The 23,587-nt window shown below is 66.8% G+C and carries 18 protein-coding genes; 10 read left to right on the top strand and 8 right to left on the bottom strand.

Going from position 1 to position 23,587, the window contains the following annotated elements:
• The first annotated feature begins 43 nt into the window (after positions 1-43).
• Complete coding sequence (locus CMO28_RS08385; RefSeq protein WP_296712355.1) at positions 44-1,765, top strand: AMP-binding protein; 1,722 nt, start codon at positions 44-46, stop codon at positions 1,763-1,765.
• 34 nt (positions 1,766-1,799) lie between these two features.
• Here the strand turns inward: CMO28_RS08385 and tgt are convergent, their stop codons facing one another.
• The 6 genes from tgt to CMO28_RS08355 form a co-directional block, all read right to left on the bottom strand.
• Positions 1,800-2,984: a tRNA guanosine(34) transglycosylase Tgt gene (tgt, locus tag CMO28_RS08380; protein ID WP_322111309.1), complete on the bottom strand. Its 1,185-nt coding sequence runs from the start codon at positions 2,982-2,984 to the stop codon at positions 1,800-1,802.
• Positions 2,981-4,042, bottom strand: a complete 1,062-nt coding sequence (gene queA, locus CMO28_RS08375) for a tRNA preQ1(34) S-adenosylmethionine ribosyltransferase-isomerase QueA (protein ID WP_296712351.1) — start codon at positions 4,040-4,042, stop codon at positions 2,981-2,983. Before queA ends, tgt begins: the two co-directional genes overlap by 4 nt.
• Positions 4,043-4,150: 108 nt before the next feature.
• Positions 4,151-4,690, bottom strand: a complete 540-nt coding sequence (gene coaD, locus CMO28_RS08370; protein WP_014745088.1) for a pantetheine-phosphate adenylyltransferase — start codon at positions 4,688-4,690, stop codon at positions 4,151-4,153.
• A 21-nt stretch (positions 4,691-4,711) separates the two neighbouring features.
• Positions 4,712-7,648 carry a DNA gyrase subunit A gene (gene gyrA / locus CMO28_RS08365; RefSeq protein ID WP_296712345.1) on the bottom strand — a complete coding sequence of 979 codons (2,937 nt, stop codon included), beginning with the start codon at positions 7,646-7,648 and terminating at the stop codon, positions 4,712-4,714.
• Positions 7,649-7,908: 260 nt separating this feature from the next.
• The gene (locus tag CMO28_RS08360; protein WP_296712340.1) at positions 7,909-8,322 is read right to left on the bottom strand and encodes an organic hydroperoxide resistance protein; all 414 of its coding nucleotides are present in this window, start codon (positions 8,320-8,322) and stop codon (positions 7,909-7,911) included.
• Between the two features lie 126 nt (positions 8,323-8,448).
• On the bottom strand, positions 8,449-8,916 hold the full coding sequence (locus CMO28_RS08355; protein WP_062768687.1) for a MarR family winged helix-turn-helix transcriptional regulator: 468 nt from the start codon (positions 8,914-8,916) through the stop codon (positions 8,449-8,451).
• 167 nt (positions 8,917-9,083) lie between these two features.
• On the opposite strand from CMO28_RS08355, the gene CMO28_RS08350 reads away from it, so the two are divergent.
• A complete protein-coding gene (locus CMO28_RS08350; RefSeq protein WP_296712335.1) occupies positions 9,084-10,088 on the top strand; it encodes an aldo/keto reductase in 1,005 nt (334 codons plus the stop codon).
• 84 nt (positions 10,089-10,172) lie between these two features.
• Here the strand turns inward: CMO28_RS08350 and ssb are convergent, their stop codons facing one another.
• Positions 10,173-10,829: a single-stranded DNA-binding protein gene (gene ssb, locus CMO28_RS08345; protein WP_296712331.1), complete on the bottom strand. Its 657-nt coding sequence runs from the start codon at positions 10,827-10,829 to the stop codon at positions 10,173-10,175.
• Between the two features lie 179 nt (positions 10,830-11,008).
• Here ssb and CMO28_RS08340 point away from each other — a divergent pair, with 179 nt between their 5' ends.
• The 4 genes from CMO28_RS08340 to cysW all read left to right on the top strand — a co-directional run bounded on the left by CMO28_RS08340 (position 11,009) and on the right by cysW (position 15,414).
• Positions 11,009-12,418 (top strand): FAD/NAD(P)-binding protein, encoded by a 1,410-nt coding sequence (locus tag CMO28_RS08340; protein WP_296712328.1) that lies wholly within the window; start codon positions 11,009-11,011, stop codon positions 12,416-12,418.
• A gap of 217 nt (positions 12,419-12,635) precedes the next feature.
• Positions 12,636-13,646: a sulfate ABC transporter substrate-binding protein gene (locus CMO28_RS08335; RefSeq protein ID WP_062761309.1), complete on the top strand. Its 1,011-nt coding sequence runs from the start codon at positions 12,636-12,638 to the stop codon at positions 13,644-13,646.
• A gap of 7 nt (positions 13,647-13,653) precedes the next feature.
• Positions 13,654-14,493, top strand: coding sequence for a sulfate ABC transporter permease subunit CysT (gene cysT, locus CMO28_RS08330; RefSeq protein WP_062761310.1), 840 nt, complete (start codon positions 13,654-13,656; stop codon positions 14,491-14,493).
• Between the two features lie 24 nt (positions 14,494-14,517).
• The gene (gene cysW / locus CMO28_RS08325; RefSeq protein WP_197465004.1) at positions 14,518-15,414 is read left to right on the top strand and encodes a sulfate ABC transporter permease subunit CysW; all 897 of its coding nucleotides are present in this window, start codon (positions 14,518-14,520) and stop codon (positions 15,412-15,414) included.
• On the opposite strand, the gene CMO28_RS08320 is transcribed toward cysW, so the two are convergent.
• Positions 15,408-16,304, bottom strand: a complete 897-nt coding sequence (locus CMO28_RS08320) for a LysR family transcriptional regulator (RefSeq protein WP_296712320.1) — start codon at positions 16,302-16,304, stop codon at positions 15,408-15,410. The genes cysW and CMO28_RS08320 overlap by 7 nt on opposite strands.
• Positions 16,305-16,421: 117 nt before the next feature.
• Here CMO28_RS08320 and CMO28_RS08315 point away from each other — a divergent pair, with 117 nt between their 5' ends.
• The 4 genes from CMO28_RS08315 (at position 16,422) to uvrA (ending at position 23,486) form a co-directional block, all read left to right on the top strand.
• Complete coding sequence (locus CMO28_RS08315; RefSeq protein ID WP_296712317.1) at positions 16,422-17,768, top strand: ArgE/DapE family deacylase; 1,347 nt, start codon at positions 16,422-16,424, stop codon at positions 17,766-17,768.
• 163 nt (positions 17,769-17,931) lie between these two features.
• Positions 17,932-18,609: a cache domain-containing protein gene (locus CMO28_RS08310; protein WP_296712314.1), complete on the top strand. Its 678-nt coding sequence runs from the start codon at positions 17,932-17,934 to the stop codon at positions 18,607-18,609.
• Between the two features lie 146 nt (positions 18,610-18,755).
• On the top strand, positions 18,756-20,405 hold the full coding sequence (locus CMO28_RS08305; protein ID WP_296712311.1) for a methyl-accepting chemotaxis protein: 1,650 nt from the start codon (positions 18,756-18,758) through the stop codon (positions 20,403-20,405).
• Between the two features lie 204 nt (positions 20,406-20,609).
• Entirely contained in the window at positions 20,610-23,486 is a 2,877-nt protein-coding gene (gene uvrA / locus CMO28_RS08300) for an excinuclease ABC subunit UvrA (RefSeq protein WP_231889261.1), read from the top strand.
• The last annotated feature ends 101 nt before the right edge of the window (positions 23,487-23,587 follow it).

Raw genomic sequence — 23,587 nt, 5'->3', positions numbered from 1 at the left:
ACCGGTCGCGGCCGGAGGTACGACCTGAGAGGACTCTGTCGTCATGACCATGAACTATGCCGAGGCCCGCGCCTTTCTGCTGGCCCATCGCGAGGATTACGACCGCGCCTGTGCCGGATTTTCCTGGCCACGACCCGAGCGGTTCAACTGGGCGCTTGACTGGTTCGATGCCGTGCTCGCGACCGAGGCCGAAAGCCGCAACCGTCCGGCGCTTCGGATCGTCGACGTGCCGACCGGCGCCGAGACCTCGCTGAGTTTTGCCGAGCTGCGCGATCGTTCGGATCGGGTCGCCAATCATCTCCGCTATCTGGGCGTCGCGCGCGGCGACCGGATTCTGCTGATGCTGGGCAACACGGTCCCGCTTTGGGAGACGATGCTGGCGGCCATGAAACTGGGTGCCGTGGTCATCCCGGCCACCACCCTGCTTTCCACCGAGGATCTTGACGACCGGCTGGAGCGTGGTCGCGTGCGCCACATCATTGCCGGCGCTGAGCATGCTTCGAAGTTCGAGGCGCTGGAACGGGCCCGCGGCCTGACCCGCATCGCCGCCGATGGCAGCGCGCCGGGCTGGACCGACTTCGCGGATGCGCATGAAGATCCCCGCTTCGCCCACGGCTTCACCCCGGATGGCGAGACCCGGGCCGAGGATGAACTGCTGCTCTATTTCACCTCGGGCACCACGGCCAAGCCCAAGCTGGTGATCCACACCCATGCCAGCTATCCGATCGGCCATCTTTCGACGATGTACTGGCTGGGGTTGCAGCCCGGCGATGTGCATCTGAACATCTCGTCGCCCGGCTGGGCGAAGCATGCCTGGAGCTGCTTCTTCGCCCCCTGGATCGCCGGCGCGACCATCTTCATCGCCAATCAACCGCGCTTCGAGGCTGCCAGCCTGCTCGACGCCATTGCACGGGGGGGCGTGACCACCCTCTGCGCCCCGCCGACCGTCTGGCGGATGTTCATCCAGCAGGATCTGAAGTCGATCCGCACCAGCCTGCGCGAGGTCTGTGGCGCGGGTGAGCCGCTGAACCCCGAGATCATCGAGCAGGTTCAGGAGGCCTGGGGCCTGACCATCCGCGACGGCTATGGCCAGACCGAAACCAGCGCCCAGTTCGGCAACCCGCCAGGCCAGCCGATCAAAACCGGCTCCATGGGGCGGCCGCTGCCGGGTTATGTCGCAACCCTGCTCGATGCCGACGGCAACCAGGTCGAGGAGGGCGAGATCGCACTCGCCTTGGGCGATCGCCGTCCGGCAAGCCTGATGCGCGGCTACGAAGCCGCCGAGGGCAAGGCCCTGCTCGCCACCTCGGGCGAATTCTACCGCACCGGAGACGTCGCCATCCGTGATGATGACGGCTATTTCACCTTCGTCGGGCGCGCCGACGACGTCTTCAAGGCGTCGGACTACCGGATCAGCCCCTTCGAGCTTGAGAGCGTGCTGATCGAACACGACGCCGTCGCCGAGGCGGCCGTGGTTCCCGCACCAGACCCCGTCCGTCTGGCCGTGCCGAAGGCCTATATCTCCCTGATCAAGGGCTTCGAGCCCGATGCTGAGACGGCACGGGACATTCTGGCCTATGTCCGCAGCCGGGTGGCACCCTTCAAGCGCATCCGCCGCATCGAGTTCACCGAGGACCTGCCCAAGACGATTTCGGGCAAGATCCGCCGGGTCGAACTCCGCCGCGGTGAGAATGCGGGCGAGGCGCCCGAAAGCCGCGGCGGCGTCGAGTTCCGCGAAGAAGACTTCCCCGACCTCAAGGGCTGACCCGAGGGGCCGGCCACCTTCGCCCGGGGGGACATCAGAGCGGCGGAATGTCCCCCGCGGCGAGGCCGGCCTCGAATTCCGCCGCAAAGACCTCCATCCGACCTTCGGGGATGGCGGCGCGCATCTCGCGCATAAGATCCTGATAATACCAAAGATTGTGCTGGGTCAGCAACACCGCCCCCAGAATCTCGCTCGCCTTGTGCAGATGGTGCAGATAGGCGCGGGAATACTGCGTGCAGGCCGGGCAGCCACAGCGGTCGTCCAGCGGCCGCGGGTCGTCGGCATGGCGGGCATTGCGGATATTGACCGGGCCGCGGCGGGTGAAAGCCTGGCCGGTCCGGCCGGAGCGGGTCGGCATCACGCAGTCGAACATGTCGATGCCGCGCCGGACCGCAGCCACCAGATCCTGCGGACGGCCCACGCCCATCAGATAGCGCGGCTTGTCCCGGGGCATCAGCGGCGTGGTGACGTCGAGGGTGGAGCACATCAGCTCGAACCCCTCGCCCACCGCAAGCCCGCCCACGGCATAGCCCTCGAAGCCGATCTCCGTCAGCCGTTCCACGCTTTCGGCGCGCAGATCGCCATGAACCCCGCCCTGGACGATGCCGAACAGCGCGTAGCCGGGCCGGTCGGTAAAAGCGGTGCGGCAGCGTTCCGCCCAACGCATCGACAGCCGCATCGAGCTTGCGGCCTGATCATAGGTCGCAGGATAAGGCGTGCATTCGTCGAAGCACATGGTGACCGTGGCATCCAGCAGGCGCTGGATCTCGATCGACCGCTCCGGCGTCAGCCGGATCTTGCTGCCGTCCAGATGCGAGCGGAAGGTGACGCCGTCATCATCCAGCTTGCGCAGCGCCGCCAGCGACATGACCTGAAACCCGCCGCTGTCGGTCAGAATCGGCGCCGGCCAGTTCATGAAGCGGTGCAACCCGCCCAGGCGGTCGACCCGCTCGGCCCCCGGGCGCAGCATCAGGTGATAGGTGTTGCCCAGCAGGATCTGTGCCCCGGTCGCCGCCACCTGTTCGGGCGTCAGGCCCTTCACGGTCCCGGCCGTGCCCACCGGCATGAAGGCCGGCGTGTCGATGGCGCCGTGGGCCGTGACGATCCGGCCGCGCCGGGCCATGCCGTCCTCGGCCATCAGCGTGTAACCGAAGCGGGGTTCGGCCCCCTCGCCCGCGATGGCGCGGGTCGGGTTCTGGTCGTGCGGGGTCGTGGTCATGATGCGACGTCGTCCGGACAATGGTCGATCAGGCAGGCGTCACCATAGGAAAAGAAGCGATAGCCGCCTGCGATGGCATGGGCATAGGCCGCGTGCATCCGGTTCAGCCCGGCAAAGGCCGAGACGAGCATGAACAGGGTGGAGCGCGGCAGGTGGAAATTGGTCATCAGCACGTCGGTGCCGCGGATCGGCCGCCCGCCGGGGGTGATGAAGATCCGGGTCTCGCCCTCGAACGGCCGGAACCTGCGATCCTCGCCGGCCGCCGTCTCCAGCAGACGCATGGCTGTGGTGCCGACGGCGATGATGCGCCGGCCGGCGGCACGTGCCGCATTCAGCCGGTCGGCCGTCTCTGCCGTCAGCCGGCCCCATTCGGCATGCATATGGTGGTCGACCGTATCCTCGGCCTTCACCGGCAGGAAGGTGCCGGCACCGACATGCAGCGTCAACGCCAGTCGCTCGATGCCCCGGGCATCAAGCGCTGCAAGCAGTCGGTCGGTGAAATGCAGCCCCGCGGTGGGTGCGGCAACCGCTCCCTTATCACGGGCGAATATCGTCTGATAGTCGTCGGTGTCGCGGGCATCGGCGCCTTCCGGCCGTTCGATATAGGGGGGCAGCGGCAGGCGGCCGACCTCTTCCAGCGCCTGGATCAGCTCGCCACCGGCCAGATCAAAGCGCAGCACCACCTCGCCCGCATCGCGCCGTTCGATGACCTCGGCTCCCAGCACCCGCCCGCCGGCCTCCGCCTCGAAACGGTCGCCCAGGCGAAGCTTACGGGCCGGGCGTGCAAAGGCCGCCCAGACATCCAGCCCTTCGGCCTTGTGCAAGGTCACCTCGACCTTTGCGTCGCCCCGCCGGCCGAACAGGCGCGACGGGATCACCCGCGTGTCGTTGACCACCAGCAGGTCGTCGGGGCGGAGAAGATCCGGCAGATCGGCGACGCGATGATCCGAAAGCCCATCCGCCTTGATCCGAAGCAGACGGGCGCTTTCGCGGGGCTCGGCCGGGCGCTGGGCGATCAGCTCGCGCGGCAGATCGAAATCGAACAGGTCGACTTTCATCGAAACTGAAGTAACCGATGCAAAGGGTTGATATAGCTTAGAACGGCGCGGGACGGTGACCGCCCTGGCGGACACCGTCCCGCGATATTCATCGGATCTGGCGGCAACTCAGTCCAGCGGACGAAGGCCGTTTCGTTCTTCCTCGAACCGGACATCGAGGATCTTCTTCACCTGCGGGCTGACAAACTGCGAGATGTCGCCACCCAGCCGGCCGATCTCTTTCACGAAGCGCGAGGAGATGAACTGCACCTTTTCGGACGCCATCAGGAAGACGGTTTCGACCTGGGTGTTCAGCCGGGCATTCATGCCCGCCATCTGGAATTCGTACTCGAAGTCCGAAACGGCGCGCAGGCCACGCATGATCACGCCGGCCCCCTGCTCCACCGCAAAATGCATCAGCAGGGTGTCGAAGGATTTCACCTCGACCCGGGCTGCCTGATCCGGCGGCAGGGTCTGGAGCTCGGCGAGCACAAGGCTCACCCGCTCTTCCAGCGAAAACATCGGTCCCTTGCCGGGGTTGGCCGCCACGGCCACCACGAGCTTGTCCACCACCCTCAGGCTGCGTCGGATGATGTCCATATGCCCGTTGGTCACCGGGTCGAACGTCCCCGGATAGATGCCCTTGCCGCTCAATGCCTGGTCCTCCACTGGGTCTCCACCCGCGCCGGCTTACGCCTCGTCTTCGTCTCCGCGAAGATCGGTCGTCTCCGTCGCGTCCTGCTCCCCCTCGTCACCGGCCTCGCCATCACCATTGGCCTCGCCGGCGCCGTTCTGATCTTCTTCCGCGGTCTCGCTCAGCCGGGCGGCCGAGACGACCTTTTCGTCCTGGGCGGTCTTGAACACGATCACGCCCATGGTGTCGCGGCCGGCGATGCGGATATCCGCCACCGGCGTCCGGATCAGCTGGCCACCATCGGTCACCAGCATGATCTGCTCGCCCTGCGCCACCGGGAAACAGGCCACGATGTGGCCGTTACGCGCTCCGGTGGTCATGTTGACGATGCCCGACCCGCCGCGATTGGTGGTGCGGTATTCATAGGCCGAGGTGCGCTTGCCATAGCCGCGGGTGGTGACGGCCAGCAGGACCTCCTCCTCGGCCTCCAGCCGCTGGGCGGTCTCGAGGTCGAGCCCGTAGCGGGCCGCGAGTTCGGCCTCGTCCCCGGGCAGGTCACCGGTCTCGACCGGTGCCGCCTCTTCGCCGTCCACCACTGCCGAAGTACCGGTCTCCAGCGCCTTCAACTGCGCCAGCCAGCGGCGCTTGGCATTGGCGAAGCGCAGGTAATTGTCGCGGGTATCGACGTCCACCTCGCGGTGGCGGATGATCGACATCGACACGACCTCGTCGCTGCCGGCCAGAGAGATGCCGCGCACGCCATCGGAGGTGCGGCTCTTGAACAGCCGCACGGCCCCCACAGGGAAGCGGATCGCCTTGCCGGCCCGGCTGGCGAGCACCACGTCGTCACCGCCATTGCACGGCAGCACGCCGACCAGACGGTCGCCCTCGCCCAGACGGATGGCGATCTTGCCATTGCTCATCACATTGACGAAATCGGCCAGGCGGTTGCGGCGGACATTGCCCTTCGCGGTTGCGAACATCACATAGGCGTCGCCGTCGGCGATGGCATCCAGCGCCTCGGCCGCCTCTTCCGCCGCCTCGTCGGCCGCGGCCTCGTCGACCTCGGCGATCTCGGGCATGTCCGGATCATCGGGCAGTGGCATCAGGGTGGCGATGACCTCGCCTTCCTTCAGCGGCAGCAGATTGACCATGGCCTTGCCGCGGCTCTGCGGCGTCCCGGCCGGCAGCTGCCAGACCTTCAGCTTGTAGACCTGGCCGGCGGTGGAGAAGAACAACACGGCCGCATGGCTGTTGAGCACGAAGATCTGCGAGACGAAATCCTCGTCACGCACCGCCATCGAAGACCGGCCCTTGCCGCCGCGGCGCTGGGCGCGATAGGTCGAGAGCGGCACGCGCTTGATATAGCCGCCATGGGTGACCGTGACGACCATCTCCTCGCGCTCGATCAGATCCTCGACATTGTAGTCGAACTCCGATTCCTCGATCACGGTGCGCCGCGGCGTCGCGAACTCGTCGCGGACCTCGATCAGCTCCTCGCGCAGCACCTCGAGCATGCGAGCGCGATCATTCAGGATGCGGAGATATTCCAGGATCTTGTCGCAGATCTCGCGCAGCTCGGCACCGATGCGCTCGCGCTCCAGCCCGGTCAGGCGATGCAGGCGCAGATCCAGAATGGCGCGGGCCTGGGCTTCCGACAGGCTGTACATGCCGTCGACCACGCTGCGGTCGGGCTCGCCCACCAGCGCGATATAGGGCGCGATGTCGCCGGCCGGCCAGGGCCGGTCCATCAGAGCGTCGCGGGCCGAGGCGCTGTCGGGGGAGGCCTTGATCAGCTCGACCACCGGGTCGAGGTTGACGACCGCCACGCCCAGGCCCATCAACACATGGGCCCGCTCGCGCGCCTTGCGCAGTTCATAGATCGTCCGGCGGGTAATGACCTCTTCGCGGAACTCCAGGAAGGCCTGGAGCATGTCGCGGAGCGTCATCATTTCGGGCTTGCCGGCATTCAGCGCCAGCATGTTCACGCCGAACGAGGTCTGCAGCGGGGTGAAGCGATAGAGCTGGTTGACGACCACCTCGGGCGTCGCATCGCGCTTCAGTTCCACCACCACGCGGACGCCGTCGCGGTCACTTTCGTCGCGCAGATCCGCCACGCCCTCGATCTTACGCTCCCGCACCGCTTCGGCGATGCGCTCGATCATCCGGGCCTTGTTGACCTGGTAGGGGATCTCGCGAACGATGATCGCCATGCGATCCTTGCGGATCTCCTCCACCTCGACCTTGCCGCGCAGCAGCACCGACCCGCGGCCGGTCAGCAGGGCCTCGCGGCTGCCGCCGCGGCCGACGATGATGCCGCCGGTCGGGAAGTCCGGGCCGGGCACGATCCGCAGCAGCTCCAGATCGGTGATCTCGGGCCGGTTGACCATCGCGATGGCGGCGTCGATCACCTCGCCCAGATTATGGGTCGGGATGTTCGTCGCCATGCCGACGGCGATGCCGCCCGCACCGTTGACGAGCAGGTTCGGGAACCGGGCGGGCAGAACTGTCGGTTCGCGGGTCGTGTCGTCGTAATTGTTCTGGAAGTCCACCGTCTCCTTGTCGAGATCCGACAGGAGGGTGCTGGCGGCCTTGGTCAGGCGGGCCTCGGTATAACGCATGGCCGCCGGGGGATCGCCGTCCATGGAGCCGAAATTGCCCTGGCCGTCGATCAGCGTCAGGCGCATCGAAAAATCCTGCGCCATGCGGACCATGGTGTCGTAGATCGCGCTGTCGCCATGGGGGTGATACTTACCCATGACGTCGCCGACCACGCGTGCCGATTTGCGGAACGGCTTGTTCCACTCGTAGCCGCTCTCGTGCATCGAGAACAGGATCCGCCGGTGCACGGGCTTCAGGCCGTCGCGGACGTCGGGGAGCGCACGCGCCACGATCACGCTCATCGCGTAATCGAGGTACGAGCGCCGCATCTCGTCTTCGATCGTGACCGGAGCGATGTCGGAAGCGATGGGCGGAACGGGCGTGTCGGACAAGGTACGATCCCGGAACTTGAACCGGTGCCGCCGTCGATGGACGGCGCCGGAAAAGGGGGCGACGCCTGCCGTCGAAACGCGGGGGCGCGGCGTCGGCGGGCGATCAGTCGAAGGCTTACACGCATCGGCCGGGCCGCTCGGAGATCCGCGCGTCACCGGCCGGTCGTGAAATCGTCCCCGAAGCTACCCAATTTTGCGCCGCCGAACAACCACGCCGGCCGGCCCCTGCATTCCGGGCGGATGCAGGGGCCCCGGAAGCCTCAGGCGACCTTCAGATCAACCTCGACATTGCCGCGGGTTGCCTTGGAATAGGGGCACACCTGATGTGCGGCTTCGACCAGCGCGTGCGCCGCAGCGGCATCGATGCCGGGCAGGCTGGCGGTCAGCATCACGGCCAGGCCGAAGCTGGTCTCGTCCTTGCCGATCGACACTGCGGCCGCGACCTGGGCGTCGTTGCCCAGCTTCACGCCCTTCTGACCGGCGACGAGCTTCAGCGCCGACAGGAAGCAGGCGGCATAGCCGGCGGCGAACAGCTGTTCCGGGTTGGTGCCCTTGCCGTTACCGCCAAGGGCGGCGGGCATGGCGAGCGGCAGGTCGATATGACCGTCGTCGCTGGCGGCGCGGCCGTCACGGCCGCCGGTGGCGGTGGCATTGGCGGTGTAGAGGATCTGCATGGCCTGTCTCCTTGGCTCGGCCGGCCCTCTCCGGTGCCGGTCATGTCGTCGTTTCGTATTTCATATTGGCATCAATTTAATTGTACGCAATATAAAAGAGTATGACACATCACCCATGCCCGACCTTCAGCTGCCGCTGTCGGGCTCGGCGGCGGCATCGCTCAGCCGCGCCTGAAGGGCGTGCAGGCGCCGGCGGAGATCGCCCAGCTCGTCGAGTTCCAGCCCCATGGCGCAGAACATCCGCTCCGGCACATGGCGCGCCCGCGCCTTCAGCGCCCTGCCCGCCTCGGTCAGGGCGACCCGCACCTGGCGCTCGTCGCGCGGGTCGCGACGCCGTGTCACCAGTCCTGCGGCTTCCAGCCGTTTCAACAGCGGGGTGAGCGTGCCGGAATCGAGCCCCAGCCTGCGCCCCAGATCACCGACCGTGACATCGTCGCTCTCCCACAGCACCAGCATCGCCAGATATTGCGGATAGGTCAGCCCCAGCCCTTCAAGCACCGGACGATAGAGTTTGGTCATGGCCAGCGAGGCGCCATAGAGCGCAAAGCAGAGCTGCGCGTCGAGGCGCAGCGGATCATTGATGTCGTCGGCCATGAGCGGCCCTCCGGTGGCGGCTGGTCCTGGGCGGAATATGGTCGCGCGTCCGGTTTTGCACAACGCCGCAGGCTGGCCAAGCCCCGGCCCGAGGCGCATGCTGTTGCCCCTGAACGCCGCCGCGGGGAACCGATCTCCCCGCCAAACAAGATGCAGGACGTCCGGAAATGATCCAGACAAGACGCCTCGGCAGCACTGGCCCAATGGTCTCCGCCCTCGGCCTCGGCTGCATGGGGATGAGCCAGTCCTATGGCGCCACCGATGACGCAGAATCGATCGCCACCATCCATCGCGCCATCGAGCTCGGCTGCAGTTTCCTCGACACAGCGGAAGTTTACGGACCGTTCCTCAACGAAAGCCTGATCGGCCGCGCCCTCGCCGGCAGCGACTCCACCGGTCCGCTGCGGGACAGGGTCGTCATCGCCACCAAATTCGGCTGGAAGATCGAGGGCGGCCGCAGCATCGGCGTCGACAGCCGGCCGGAGCGGATCGTCCAGGCGGTGGAAGGCTCGCTCTCGCGCCTCGGTACCGACCGCATCGACCTGCTTTATCAGCACCGCGTCGATCCGGTCGTGCCGATCGAGGAGGTGGCCGGCACCGTGGCCGATCTGGTAAAGGCCGGCAAGGTGCTGCATTTCGGCCTGTCGGAAGCCTCGGCCGCGACCATCACCCGGGCCCATTCGGTGCTGCCGGTTGCGGCCCTGCAGAGCGAATACTCGCTTTGGGAGCGTGACCTCGAAGCCGGGATCATCCCGACCCTGCGCCGGCTGGGCATCGCCCTGGTGCCCTTCGCGCCGCTCGGCCGCGGCTTCCTGACCGGTAGCGTCACCCGGGCCGAAGACTATCCCGAAGGCGATCGCCGTCGCACCGACCCGCGACTGATCGGCGCCAATTACGATGCCAACATGGCGGCCGCCGCCACGGTACGCGAGATCGCGACCGAACGCGGCGTCACCCCGGGCCGTGTCGCGCTCGCCTGGCTGCTCGGCCGGGGCGACGACGTGATCCCCATTCCCGGCACCCGCCGCCGCAGCCATCTGGAGGACAACTGGGCGGCCCTGGACCTGACGCTCACGGCAGAAGAGACCGCCCGCCTCGACGCAGCCCTGCCGCCGGGCATCACCGCCGGCCCGCGCTACGGTGAGCGCGAGATGGGATATGTCGACCGCTGATACCCGCACCTGAACGCAAAAAGCCCGGCTGATGTGTGTCGCATCAGCCGGGCTTTTCATGTCGGTCTGTCGATCTGGCGCAGCTCAGAACGGAATTTCGTCATCCAGATCGTTCGAGCTACCGCCACCACCGGCGCCACCACCGGCGCCGCCGCGGCCGCCACCGGACGAGCCGCCACCATAATCCGAGCCGTAATCGTCATAGCCACCGCCGAAGCCGCCGCCGCCCTGGCCACCGCCCATGCCTCCACCCTGGCCGCCGCGACCGCCGCCATAGCCGCCACCGCCAGCCCGGCGACCGCCGCCGCCCTGGCCGCCGCCGAAGCCGCCGCCCGACCCACCGCCGAAATCGTCGCCGCCGCCGAATTCAGCGCCACCGCCACCTTCGCCGCGGCCGTCGAGCATGGTCAGCTCGCCGCGGAACCGCTGCAGCACCACCTCGGTGGTGTACTTCTCCTGGCCCTGCTGATCGGTCCATTTGCGGGTCTGAAGCGCCCCTTCGACATAGACCTTCGAGCCCTTGCGCAGGAACTTTTCCGCCACTTCGGCCAGGCGTTCGTTGAAGATCACCACGCGGTGCCACTCGGTCCGCTCGCGGCGCTCACCGCTCTGACGGTCCCGCCAGTTTTCGCTGGTCGCGACCGCAAGGTTCACGATCTTCATGCCGTCCTGGGTGCTGCGCACCTCCGGGTCCCGGCCCAGATTGCCGATCAGGATCACCTTGTTGACGCTGCCAGCCATGGCTCTGTCTTCCCTCGACCTAACGGTTGGAGGCGCCGCACCGACAAGGGGCGCCCGCGAATTGGCCGCATCCTGCGACAGCCGGTTCCATCCTGCAATCGGCTATTCTGTGTCTGATGACTGGACCGCCCGCCACGCGCTAGGCTGAGCCTGCATCTCAACCGCCGGGGACCCTGCGCATGAGCGAACGCGGCACCACCATTGCGATCATCGGGGCCGGTTTCAGCGGGGCCCTGCTTGCCGTGCACCTGCTGGACCGCTGCCGGCGGACGGACAGGATCCTGCTGGTCGAGCGGAACAGCCAGTTCGGTCGCGGCGTCGCCTATGCCACCGGCAATCCGCACCACCTGCTCAACGTCCGGGCCGGCAATATGAGCGCCTTTCCCGACCAGCCGGGCCATTTCGTCCAGTGGCTGGAGGCGAACCGCAGCACCCTCACCGCCTTCCTGCCCGACGGCCCGGCCGGGCGCGACAGCTTCGTGCCGCGACGGATTTATGGCTCCTACATTCAGGATCTGATCGGCGACCGGATCTGGCGCCAGGGCAAGGCTATGAATCTGCAGCTGATCCATGATGCCGCCGTGCGGCTCGACGCCGTGGAGGGTGGCGGTTTCGCGATGCAGGTCGATGGCGGTCGCAGCTATCGGGTCGATGCTGCCGTGCTGGCGCTCGGCAACTTCCCGCCCGGCTGCGATATGCCGGCCGGCCCCGCCTATGCGCCGGATCCATGGGCGCCGAACGCCCTCGACGGGCTGGATCGCGAGGCCGACGTCATCCTGGTCGGCACTGGCCTGACTGCGGTCGACGTCGTGATCAGCCTGCTGGACCGCGGCCATCGCGGCACCATTCATGCCATCTCTCGCCGTGGGCTGCTGCCCCGTGCCCATGCCCCGGTGCCGGCCCCCATCCCCTCACTCACGCCGGAAACCGCGCCCGACCGGCTCAGCGCCCTGGTGAAGACCGTGCGTCAGGCCGTGCGGGCCGCAGAAACCGATCTGTCGACCCGCGGCCAAGGCGGCGGCTGGCGGGCGGTGATCGACGGGCTGCGGCCGGTGACACAGCCGCTCTGGCAGGGGCTGGCTCCCGAAGAGAAGCGCCGTTTCCTGCGCCATCTCCGCCCCTGGTGGGACAGTCATCGCCATCGCATGGCACCGGATGTCGCGGACCGCATCGCCGATGCGCGCGCCCGCGGCCAGCTGCTGATCCGGGCCATGCGCATCCGCGCCCGCCATGTGACGCCCGACCGGGTCGCCTTCGACCTGATCCCGCGGGGCGGCGGGGCGGTGGAACGCATCGTGGCCGCCCGCGCCATCGACTGCACGGGCCCCGGTTCCGACCTCGCCTGCACGCCCGAGCCCCTGCTGGCCGGCCTGTTCGCCCATGGCGCCATCCGGGCCGATGCGCTGGCGCTCGGCCTCGATGTCGATACGGATCTGCGGGTCATCTCGGCCGACGGCATGGCAAATCGCCAGCTTGCCGCCCTGGGGCCGCTCACCAAGGGCGTGTTCTGGGAAAGCACCGCCGTACCCGACATCCGCAACCAGGTCGCCGCCCTCGCCCGCAGCCTTGCGGGAGAGCTGATGGAATAAACTGAAACATACTGTGAAATAACTCATAAAACATCATGTCCGTGTTTAATTGTTGACATCCACGGCTACGGATGCACATTCTCGTCACACATCCCGGATGGGCTGCGGGCGCGAGGGAGAATATGTCCGAAGGCGACCGGCCTGAGGGCACGCCCCACGGCCTGCGCAGCACACCGGCCCGCGAGCTTCCCATCCCCGCCTTTCTGGAGCCTGCCAGATGAAGCGCCTCGCTTTTGCCGCCGCCCTCGCGCTCGGCCTCGCCGCCGGCGCGCCGGCGCGGGCCGCCGACGACACCCTCCTCAACGCGTCTTACGACATCGCCCGCGAGCTGTTCGCCGAGATCAACGAGAGCTTCGTGCCTGCCTGGAAGGCCGAAACCGGTCGCTCGATCGAGGTGAACCAGTCCCATGCCGGCACCTCGCGCCAGGCCCGTGCGATCCTCGAAGGGCTGAAGGCGGATGTCGTGACCTTCAATCAGGTCACCGACATCGACTTCCTGGTGAAGCATGGCGGCCTGATTCAGCCGGGCTGGCAGTCGGAACTGCCGAACAACGCCTCACCCTGGTATTCGATGCCGTCTTTCCTGGTGCGTAAGGGCAACCCCAAGAACATCAAGGACTGGTCTGATCTGGTCCGCGACGGGGTGGAGATCGTCTTCCCGAACCCCAAGACCTCAGGCAATGCGCGCTATACCTATCTGGCCGCCTATGCCTATGGTCTGGATGCCTTCAAGGGCGATGTTGCGAAGACCGATGAATTCGTGTCGCAGATCTTCGGCCATGTTGCGGTGTTCGACACCGGCGGACGCGGTGCCACCACCACCTTCGTCGAGCGCGGCATCGGCGATGTGTTGATCACCTTCGAGGCCGAGACCAACCTGATCCGCAAGGAATATGGCGAGGACGACTACGAGGTCGTGACGCCGTCGCAGAGCCTGGTGGCCGAATTCCCGGTCGCCGTTGTCGACAAGGTCGTCGACGAGCGGGGCAGCCGCAAGGCGGCCGAAGGCTATCTGAACTTCCTCTACGGCAAGCAGGTTCAGGAGATCGCGGCGAAGCGCTACAACCGCGTGGTCGACCCCGAGATCGCCGCGAAGTATGCTGGCCAGTTCCCCGAGCTGAAGCTGGTTCGCGTCGAAGACGTCTTCGGCGGCTGGGACAAGATCCAGGCCGAGCATTTCGCCGAGGGCGGCAAGCTCGACCAGCTCTTCGCGGCACAGAGCCGCTGATCCGGCCATGGCCACCGCTCTCTCGCGTTCCCGCGGCGTGCTGCCGGGCTTCGGCCTGACGCTCGGCATCACACTGTTCTACACCGCAATCATCATCGCGCTGCCGATCTTCGCCCTGGTGCTCAAATCCGCGAGCCTGGGACCGGCGGAGTTCTGGGCGATCGTGACCTCGCGGCGGGCGGTGGCCACCTATCAGGTGACGCTGGGCGCCGCCGCCGGCGCCACCGTCTTCAATGCCGTCTTCGGCCTGCTGCTCGCCTGGGTGCTGGTGCGCTACCGCTTCCCCGGCCGCCGGGTGCTCGACGCTCTGGTCGATTTGCCCTTCGCCCTGCCCACCGCCGTGGCCGGCATTGCGCTTGCCAATCTGCTCGCCCCCACCGGCTGGCTCGGCGCGCCGCTCAAGGATCTGGGCATCAAGGTCGCATACACCCCGCTCGGCATCGCCGTCGCCATGGCCTTCACCAGCATTCCCTTCGTGGTGCGCACGGTTCAGCCGGTTCTGGAGGACCTGTCGCGCGAAGCGGAAGAGGCCGCCCATTCGCTGGGCGCCCCCGATCGGGCGATTTTCCTGCGCGTGATCATGCCGGCGATCCTGCCCGCCTTCCTGGCAGGTGCCGCCCTGGCCTTCGCCCGCAGCCTGGGCGAGTTCGGCGGCGTGATCTTCATTGCCGGCAACCGCCCCTTCCAGACCGAGATCACCGCCCTGCTCACCTTCATCCGGCTGGAAGAGTTCGATTATCCGGCCGCCGCGGCGATCGCGACCATGATCCTGGTCTGCGCCTTCGTGATGCTGCTGCTGATCAACATCCTGCAATTCTGGGCGGCCCGCCATTCAGGCCGGGGATGACAAGGACAGGATGAGGACAGGACGATGACCGATATCCCCGCGACCGCAAACCGCCATCAGAGCAGCCGCACCCCCGAAGCCTGGAAGGGGGTGGCGGGCGAAGGCTGGCTGCGCATCCTGCTCATCACTCTTGCCCTCGGCATCTCCGCCCTGTTTCTGGTGGTGCCGCTGGCGGTGATCTTCGCCCAGGCCTTTGCCGCCGGCATCGAGGGCTGGGCCTCGAATGTCGTCGCCCCCGACACGCTGCATGCGATCGGGCTCACCATCCTGACCGCCATCGTGGTGGTGCCGATCAATATCGGCTTCGGACTCGCCGCCGCCTGGGCGATCGCCAAATTCACCTTCCCCGGACGCAAGCTGCTGATGACCGTGATCGAGCTTCCCTTCTCGATCTCGCCGATCGTCGCCGGCGTCGCCTATCTCTTCGTCTACGGCGCCCAGGGCCTGCTGGGGCCGACGCTCGACGCCGCCGGCATCCAGGTGATGTTCACCATCCCGGCCATCTTCCTGGTCAGCCTGTTCGTCACCAGCCCCTTCGTCGCCCGCGAACTGGTGCCGCTGATGCAGGCCCAGGGTACCGACGAGGAAGAGGCCGCCATCACCCTCGGCGCCTCGGGTCTCAAGACCTTCCTGCGCGTCACCCTGCCCAATGTGAAATGGGCACTGCTCTACGGCGCAATCCTGTGCAATGCGCGGGTGATGGGTGAATTCGGGGCGGTCTCGGTGGTCTCGGGCAATATCCGCGGCCAGACCAACACGCTGCCGCTCCAGGTCGAGCTGCTCTATAACGACTACAATGCCATTGGCGCCTTTGCGGCCGCCTCCACCCTCACCGTGCTCGCCCTGGTCACCATCCTTGCCAAGCTGATCGTCGAACGTCGGGCCGAAGGGGCCATTCGCCGCCGCGGCGGCGGTCATTGACAAGCGGCCACCAGCTCCATGAACCGTGCCGCCGGCGCCGTCATCGGTGCCGCGCGGTTACGCACGATCTCGATCGATGACCGATAGGCATAGCGTTCGGGCAGAATCGGCCGGATGCGCCCGGCATAGCCGGGCCGCCGGGTGAAGTGTGTCGGCAGGAAGGCCAGATAACGCCCTGACAGCACAAGGATCGCCAGGGCCTCGACGCTCTGTGCCTCGGCCGTAAACACAAAGCCGCGATGGGCATCCGGGGTCTGCTCGGTCGAGACATAGCCGCGATGGGCATGTTCGGCGGCCCGGACCATGTCAGGCGTCGGTTCCGCCACATCGAACAGCGGATGCCCCGCCCCGGCGCAGAGTTCCATCACCACCTCGCAGGCCGGGGCATAGGTGAACTGGGCAAGCCGGCGCGGGAAATAGCCGATCGCCAGATGCGCAGCCCCGCCCAGCACCATTTCCTCCAGCCGTGCCGGTGAGGCCGTGTCGATGCTGACCCGGACACCCGGCGCGCCGTCTCTGAAGCGCGCGATCAGCGCGCTCAGGCTGAAACTCGGGTGGGTGATCAGGTTCTCCATCACTGCGAGGTTCAGCCTGCCGGTCATGCCTCCGCCCAGACCGCCGATCCGGGCTTGAAAATCCTCGATCTGGGCAAACAGCGCCTGCGCCGCTTCGTGCACCCGCCGGCCATCTTCGGTCAGCGCGAAACCGCCGCGGCCGCGACGGCACAGCACCACCCCCAGCCGCTTCTCCAGCGTGCCGATCTGGATGCTGATCGTCGACGCGGCAACGTTGAGCGCGGCCTGGGCCGGCGCGAAGCCGCCCGCCTTCACCACCGCCAGGAAGACGCCCAGGAGCTTCAGATCCACCGTCGACAGGCTGGGCAGGGCCATGCTCCGCTTCCTTTGATATTTATCGAAACGAGATTTATCACATCGATATTTATCGAAGCAAACCGGCCTTCTACGCTCGACATCAGAGGCATAAGACCAAGGGAGGCCGGACCTCAGATGACCGATACCATCACCCCCGCATCCGCCGCCCCCGCCGGGGCACATACCGAAGGCTCGCGGCTTGCTCCCGCTCTGGCCGAGGCGATCCTCGCCTCGGTGAAACAGGGCTTTGCAGAGCAGATCGCCTTCACCCAGGATCTGATCCGCCTGCCGTCACTGCGCGGCCGCGAGCACACCGCCCAGGACTTCATGGCGAAGACCCTGCGCGACCGCGGCTATGCCGTCGACCGCTGGGCGATCGATGTCGACGAGATTTGCCATCACCCGGGCTTTTCGCCGGTGAAGGTCGATTATCAGAACGCCCTCAACGTCGTCGGCACCCACCGGCCGCGCAACGAGACCGGGCGCTCGCTGATCCTGAACGGCCATATCGACGTCGTGCCCGAAGGGCCGCACGACATGTGGACCAACCCGCCCTACGAACCGGTGATCGAGGGCGACTGGCTCTATGGCCGCGGATCGGGCGACATGAAGGCGGGCATCGCCGCCAATGTCTTCGCCATGGATGCCCTCCGGCGTCTGGGCTATCAGCCGGCCGCCACCGTCCATGTCCAGTCGGTGACGGAAGAGGAATGCACCGGCAACGGCGCCCTCGCCTGCCTGGTCCGCGGCTATCGCGCTGATGCCGCGATCATCCCCGAACCCGAAGACGAGATGCTGGTTCGCGCCAATGTCGGCGTGATCTGGTTCAAGGTCACCGTGCGCGGCATTCCCGTCCATGTCCGCGAAGCGGGATCGGGCGCCAATGCCATCGAAGCCGCCTACCGGCTGATGCAGGCCCTGCGCCGGCTGGAAGCCGACTGGAACGCGCGCAAGGCCGCGCATCGCTATTTCGAAGAGCTGGATCACCCGATCAACCTCAATTTCGGCAAGATCGAAGGCGGCGACTGGGCATCCTCGGTGCCGGCCTGGTGCACCTTCGATTGCCGGATCTCGATTTATCCCGGCGTGGATCCCCGCGATGCCGCCGCAGAAATCGAGGCCTGCCTGTCGGAAGCCGCCAAGGGCGACGCCTTCCTGGCCAACAACCCGCCCGAGATCGACTACAACGGCTTCTTCGCCGAAGGCTATGTGCTGGAAGAAGGCAGTGATGCCGAGAAGACCCTGGGGCGCGCGCATGCCCGCGCCTTCGGCCGCGGGTTGGAGAGCTTCGTGACCCCCAGCTATCTGGACGGCCGGGTCTTCGTGCTCTACGGCGATTGTCCCTGCCTCGTCTACGGCCCCGTCACGGCGGGCATTCACGGTTTCGACGAGCGGGTCTCCATCGCCTCCATAGAGCGCGTCACCGGCGCCATCGCTCTTTTCATCGCCGAATGGTGCGGCCTGGAACCCATCGACCAGTGACCTGATATATGCAAGGCACCTGAACCGTTGCGCGAATCCTATACGGTTCAGGTCGCCGTTTTTCTCGAACATCGATCGATTTTCTGGCGCACTTAAAAGAATTGATAAGGTTTTCGGGGCAGGATGATCCTCACCTAAGCCGGTCGAAGAAGGGAGTGTCCCCATGCCCCGTACCGTCATCCCTCCCCGTTCCCATCGCCGCGTGCCGGCCTCCACCGCCGCGCGTACCCCTCTGCCGCTGATGATGAAGGCCGGTCTCGCCGCCGGCATCGCCCTCGCAGCACTCTGCCTTGCCCTGCCGGTGCGTGCCGAGGGGCCGCCGGCCGAACTGGAGGCGGGGCTTGCGAAGGTCGATGCCGGCCTGATGCACCAGCTCGCGACCGATCCCGGGATCATCGCCGCGATCCGGGCGCAGAACACGGCCAATGCCGGGCTGACCGAGGCCGATATCCTGGCGCAGGACAAGGCCTGGCGCGCAGAGGTCGGCACCGCCAGCACGCCCACCATCTCGGCCGTCGCGGCTAATCCGGCCTCCGCCATTCTCCACAAGGCCAAGGAAGGCTCGGAGGGTCTGATCACCGAGGCCTTCGTCATGGACAACCGGGGCCTGAATGTCGGTATGAGCGACACCACCTCGGACTATTGGCAGGGCGACGAGCCGAAATGGCAGGAGACCTTCCTCAAGGGGCCGGGCGCCCGCCATGTCTCTGACGTCGATTTCGACGACAGCAGCCAGACTTACATCATCCAGCTCAGCGAACCGGTGATCGACCCCGACAGCGGCAAGCCGATCGGTGCCCTCACCCTCGGCCTCGATGCCGAGGCACTCGGCAATCTCTGACGGCCGACGCCCCTCCGAAGCCCTGATCGTTCCAGCCCCTGTGCCTGCCGACGGCCGCGATCTCTCCCCGGATCGCGGCCGCCCGGATGCCCCTTGCCCAGACGCCCCTTGCCCAGGCGCACTTTGCCCAGACGGAGGCCCGAAACATGTCCTCAAAGCTCCGCCGCCGCCCGGTGAAACTGCATCTGCGCATCACGATCATGACCGTCATCATGGTCGGCATGGTTCTCACCGCCGTCGGCCTTCGTGAAGCCTTCAACCGGGCCGACGCGCTCTCCGATGCCTTCCGCCGATCCGACCGGACGCTCACCGACATGCTTGCGGGCCAGGTGTCGGGCGGCGTGCAATACGCCAAGGCGGCCGGCATCCAGGCGATCGTCGGCCCGCTGATGGAGCGCGACGGCAACCGCCTCGCCTCCTTCGCCGCCTTCTCGCTCGACGGCAGCCAGATCGTCGCCGTGGATGATCCGCGCCTGACGGCAGCCGATCTCGCCGCCCTTCACGGCCGCGCCGCCGCGACCCTTGATCGGGGCGAGGCCTATGACGAAGAGACATCGGCAGCCACGCTGCTGGTGCGCCCGGTCTTCGCCGGCAAGGATCAGAAACTGGTCGGTGCCGTTGCGGCCGCATGGTCGCTGGCGGAGGTCGAGGCCGCAACCGCGACCGCCCTGCGGCAGAGCGCCCTTCTGACCGCGGCGGCCATGCTGGCGCTCATGATCGCCCTGATCCTGGGCCTGCGCACCCTGCTTGCCCGCCCGCTCGCCCGTGCGATCGGCGCCATGCGCGAACTGGCCGACGGCCACACCACGGTCGATCTGGGCGGGCTCGAGCGGCGCGACGAATTGGGCGAGATGGCGCGCGCGCTGCTGGTCTTCCGCGACGGCATGGCCGAAACCGAGCGCCTGCGCGAGGTCAACGAGACCCAGCGCCTTCAGGCGGAGGCCGAGAAAGCCGCCGCAATGGACCGCCTCGCCGCCGATTTCGAGCGCTCTATCGGCGAAGTGGTCGCCGCCGTGCGCCAATCTTCGGAACAGATGCGCGAGACCGCGCGCGCCATGAGTGCCGGTGTCGATCAGGCCCGCGAGACCAGTTCCGGCGTCGCCGGCTCGGCCGGTGAAACCGCCCGCAGCGTCCAGACCGTGGCAGGGTCTACCGAACAGCTGAGCGCCGCGATCAGCGACATCCTCCGCCAGGTGGCGGAAGGTTCGACCATCACCACCGAGGCGGTGGGTGAAGCCCGCCGCTCGAACCACACCGTGACCGGGCTGGTGGAGGCCGCCAACCAGATCGGCGAAGTCGTCCGCCTGATCAGCGACATCGCGGAACAGACCAATCTTCTCGCCCTCAACGCGACGATCGAGGCTGCCCGTGCCGGCGAGGCCGGAAAAGGCTTCGCGGTCGTGGCCTCCGAAGTGAAGAGCCTCGCCACCCAGACCAGCCGCGCCACCGCCGATATCGATGCACGGATCGCCCAGATCCGCACGGTCGCAAGCGAAGCCGCCACCACGATCAGCACGGTCGGTGCGACCATCGATCGGATCAGCCAGGTGGTGGAGGGCATCTCGGGCGCGGTCGACCGCCAGCGCAGCGCCACCAGCGAGATCGCCGCCTCGATCGGCCAGGCGGCGGCCGGGGCGGACCGGGTCAGCACCGAGATCGGCCGTGTCTCGCGGAGCGCCGAGGATACTGGCGTCATGGCGCGGCGGGTGCTCGACACCTCGACGGCGCTCGTCGAGGAAGGCCAACAGCTGACCGCCCGCGTCGGCGCCTTCATCCGCCATATCCGCGAGGCCTGAGCCGCGGCCCTGATACGCCACATCCCGGCGCAGCCATGCCGTCAGCGCATGGCTGCCGCCATGGCCGCGGCGAATATACCGGGCCTCCTGACATGATTTGCCACGTGACGATCAGGCATCCGTGCACTATTTGTTCGTGTGCTGCCCTGCAGCGCGGGGCGCTGGAACGACATCCGGCCGGCGAGGCACATGGTGCGGGATCAGATGCGCGACACGACCAGACTGATCAGCGTCCGCGGGGCGCGAGAACATAATCTCAAGGACGTCGACGTCGATATTCCGCGCGACCGGCTGGTGGTGATCACCGGCCTCAGCGGCTCCGGCAAGTCGTCGCTGGCCTTCGACACCATCTATGCCGAAGGGCAGCGCCGCTATGTCGAAAGCCTGTCCGCCTATGCCCGTCAGTTCCTTGAGCTGATGCAGAAGCCGGACGTCGAGCGCATCGACGGCCTGTCACCCGCCATTTCGATCGAGCAGAAGACCACCTCGCGCAACCCGCGCTCGACGGTGGGCACGGTCACCGAAATCTACGACTATATGCGCCTGCTCTGGGCGCGGGTCGGCATTCCCTATTCTCCCGCCACCGGCCTGCCGATCGAAAGTCAGACGGTCAGCCAGATGGTCGACCGGATGATGGAGATGGGCGACGGCACCCGCCTGCTGCTGCTCGCCCCCGTGGTGCGCGGCCGCAAGGGCGAGTACCGCAAGGAACTGGCAGAGCTGATGAAGCGCGGCTTCACCCGGGTGAAGATCGACGGCGAGATCCACGAGATCGAAGACGCGCCCGCGCTCGACAAAAAGCGCAAGCACGACATCGAGGTGGTGGTCGATCGCATCGTTATCCGCGAGGGGCTGGGCAACCGGCTTGCCGACAGCGTCGAGACCGCGCTCGACCTCGCCGACGGCATCATGATCGCCGAGAATGCCGATACCGGCGATCGCACGACCTTCTCGGCCCGCTTCGCCTGCCCGGTCTCCGGCTTCACCATCGACGAGATCGAACCCCGGCTGTTCAGCTTCAACAACCCCTATGGTGCCTGCCCGGATTGCGACGGGCTGGGGGTGAAAAGCCATTTCGATCCCGAACTGGTGGTGCCGGACCCGTCGCTGGGCCTGCGAGACGGCGCGATCGCGCCCTGGGCCAAGTCGACCACCCAGTTCTACAACCAGACGCTCGCCGGCATCGCCGCGCATTACAAGGTGACGCTGACCCAGTCCTGGGAGAAACTGCCCGACCGGGTCCGCCAGGCGATTCTGTTCGGCAGCGGCGAAGAGGCCATCAAGATCCGCTATGAAGACGGTGCGCGCAACTACACCGTCGATCGGCCGTTCGAAGGCGTGATCCCCAATCTGGAGCGGCGCTGGCGCGAGACCGACAGTGCCTTCATCCGCGAAGAGCTGTCACGCTTCCAGGGCAACCGCCCCTGCGAAACCTGCGGCGGCCAGCGTCTGAAGGATACGGCGCTCGCGGTCAAGATCGACATGAAGAACATCGCCGAAGTCTCCGCCCTGTCGATCGGCGAGGCACGATCCTGGTTCGGCGCCCTCGACGGCCGCCTGGATGCCAAGCGCCAGGAAATCGCCCAGCGGATCCTGAAGGAGATCAACGAGCGGCTGCGCTTCCTCACCGAAGTGGGGCTGGACTATCTCACCCTCGCCCGCGGCTCCGGCTCGCTGTCGGGTGGTGAAAGCCAGCGTATCCGCCTGGCCTCGCAGATCGGCTCGCGCCTGACCGGCGTGCTCTACGTGCTCGACGAACCCTCGATCGGCCTGCATCAGCGCGACAACGACCGGCTGCTGGCGGCGCTGAAGGATCTGCGCGATCTGGGCAATTCAGTGCTCGTGGTGGAGCATGACGAGGATGCGATCCGCGCCGCCGACCATGTCATCGACATGGGCCCCGGCGCCGGCGAGCATGGCGGCAAGGTGGTGGCGGAAGGCACCCCGGCCGAGATCATGGCCAATCCGGCGTCGCTCACCGGCCGCTATCTCACCGGTTCCAGGCTGATCCCGGTACCGGAGGAGCGGCGCAAGGGCACGGGCGAGAGCATCACCCTGGTCGGCGCCCGTTCCAACAACCTCCACGACGTCACCGCAAGCTTCCCCCTCGGCACCTTCACCTGCGTCACCGGCGTTTCGGGCGGCGGCAAGTCGACGCTGGTGATCGAAACGCTCTATCAGGCGATCGCGCGCCGCCTGAACGGCGCCCGCACCCATCCGGGCCAGCACGACCGCATCGACGGGCTGGAGCATATCGACAAGATCATCAACATCGACCAGTCGCCGATCGGCCGCACCCCCCGGTCGAACCCGGCGACCTATGTCGGTCTGTTCACCCAGATCCGCGACTGGTTCGCCGGCCTGCCCGAGGCAAAGGCGCGCGGCTACAAGCCGGGCCGCTTCTCGTTCAACGTCAAGGGCGGGCGCTGCGAGGCCTGCCAGGGCGATGGCGTGATCCGGATCGAGATGCACTTCCTGCCCGACGTCTATGTCCAGTGCGACGCCTGCAAGGGCAAGCGCTACAACCGCGAGACGCTCGAGGTTCAGTTCAAGGGCAAGTCGATCGCCGACGTGCTCGACATGACCGTCGACGAAGGGCTGGACTTCTTCCAGGCCATGCCGTCGATCCGCGAGAAGCTTCGCACCATCGCCGAGGTCGGTCTCGGCTATATCCGCCTCGGCCAATCCGCCACCACCCTGTCGGGGGGGGAGGCTCAACGTGTGAAGCTCGCCAAAGAGCTGTCGCGGCGGGCGACCGGACGGACACTCTACATCCTGGACGAGCCGACCACCGGTCTCCACTTCGACGACGTCCGCAAACTGCTCGAAGTCCTCCACACCCTGGTCGACCAGGGCAATACCGTGGTGGTCATCGAGCACAATCTGGATGTCATCAAGACCGCGGACTGGCTGATCGATATGGGCCCCGAGGGCGGGTCCGGCGGGGGGCGCATCGTGGCAGAGGGCACGCCCGAGGATGTGATCCACAATCCCGCCAGCCATACCGGACACTATCTGGGCCGGCATCTCGCCATGGAAGACGCAAAACGCGGCGGCGACCAGATCATTTCAGCTGAATGAAGGATAGATGCCGGATCAATTAAATCGGCCTTCATCATAAATTTCGCCGGATTTGCGAGATTTCCCGCGATTTTGCGCCTGTCACCTCCCCCCAACGGGCA

It is taken from the genome of Tistrella sp. (genome assembly GCF_002684955.1).
GTDB lineage: Bacteria > Pseudomonadota > Alphaproteobacteria > Tistrellales > Tistrellaceae > Tistrella > Tistrella mobilis.
The sequence above is the reverse complement of the archived record's forward strand: the minus strand, read 5'-3'. Positions and strand labels throughout refer to the sequence as shown.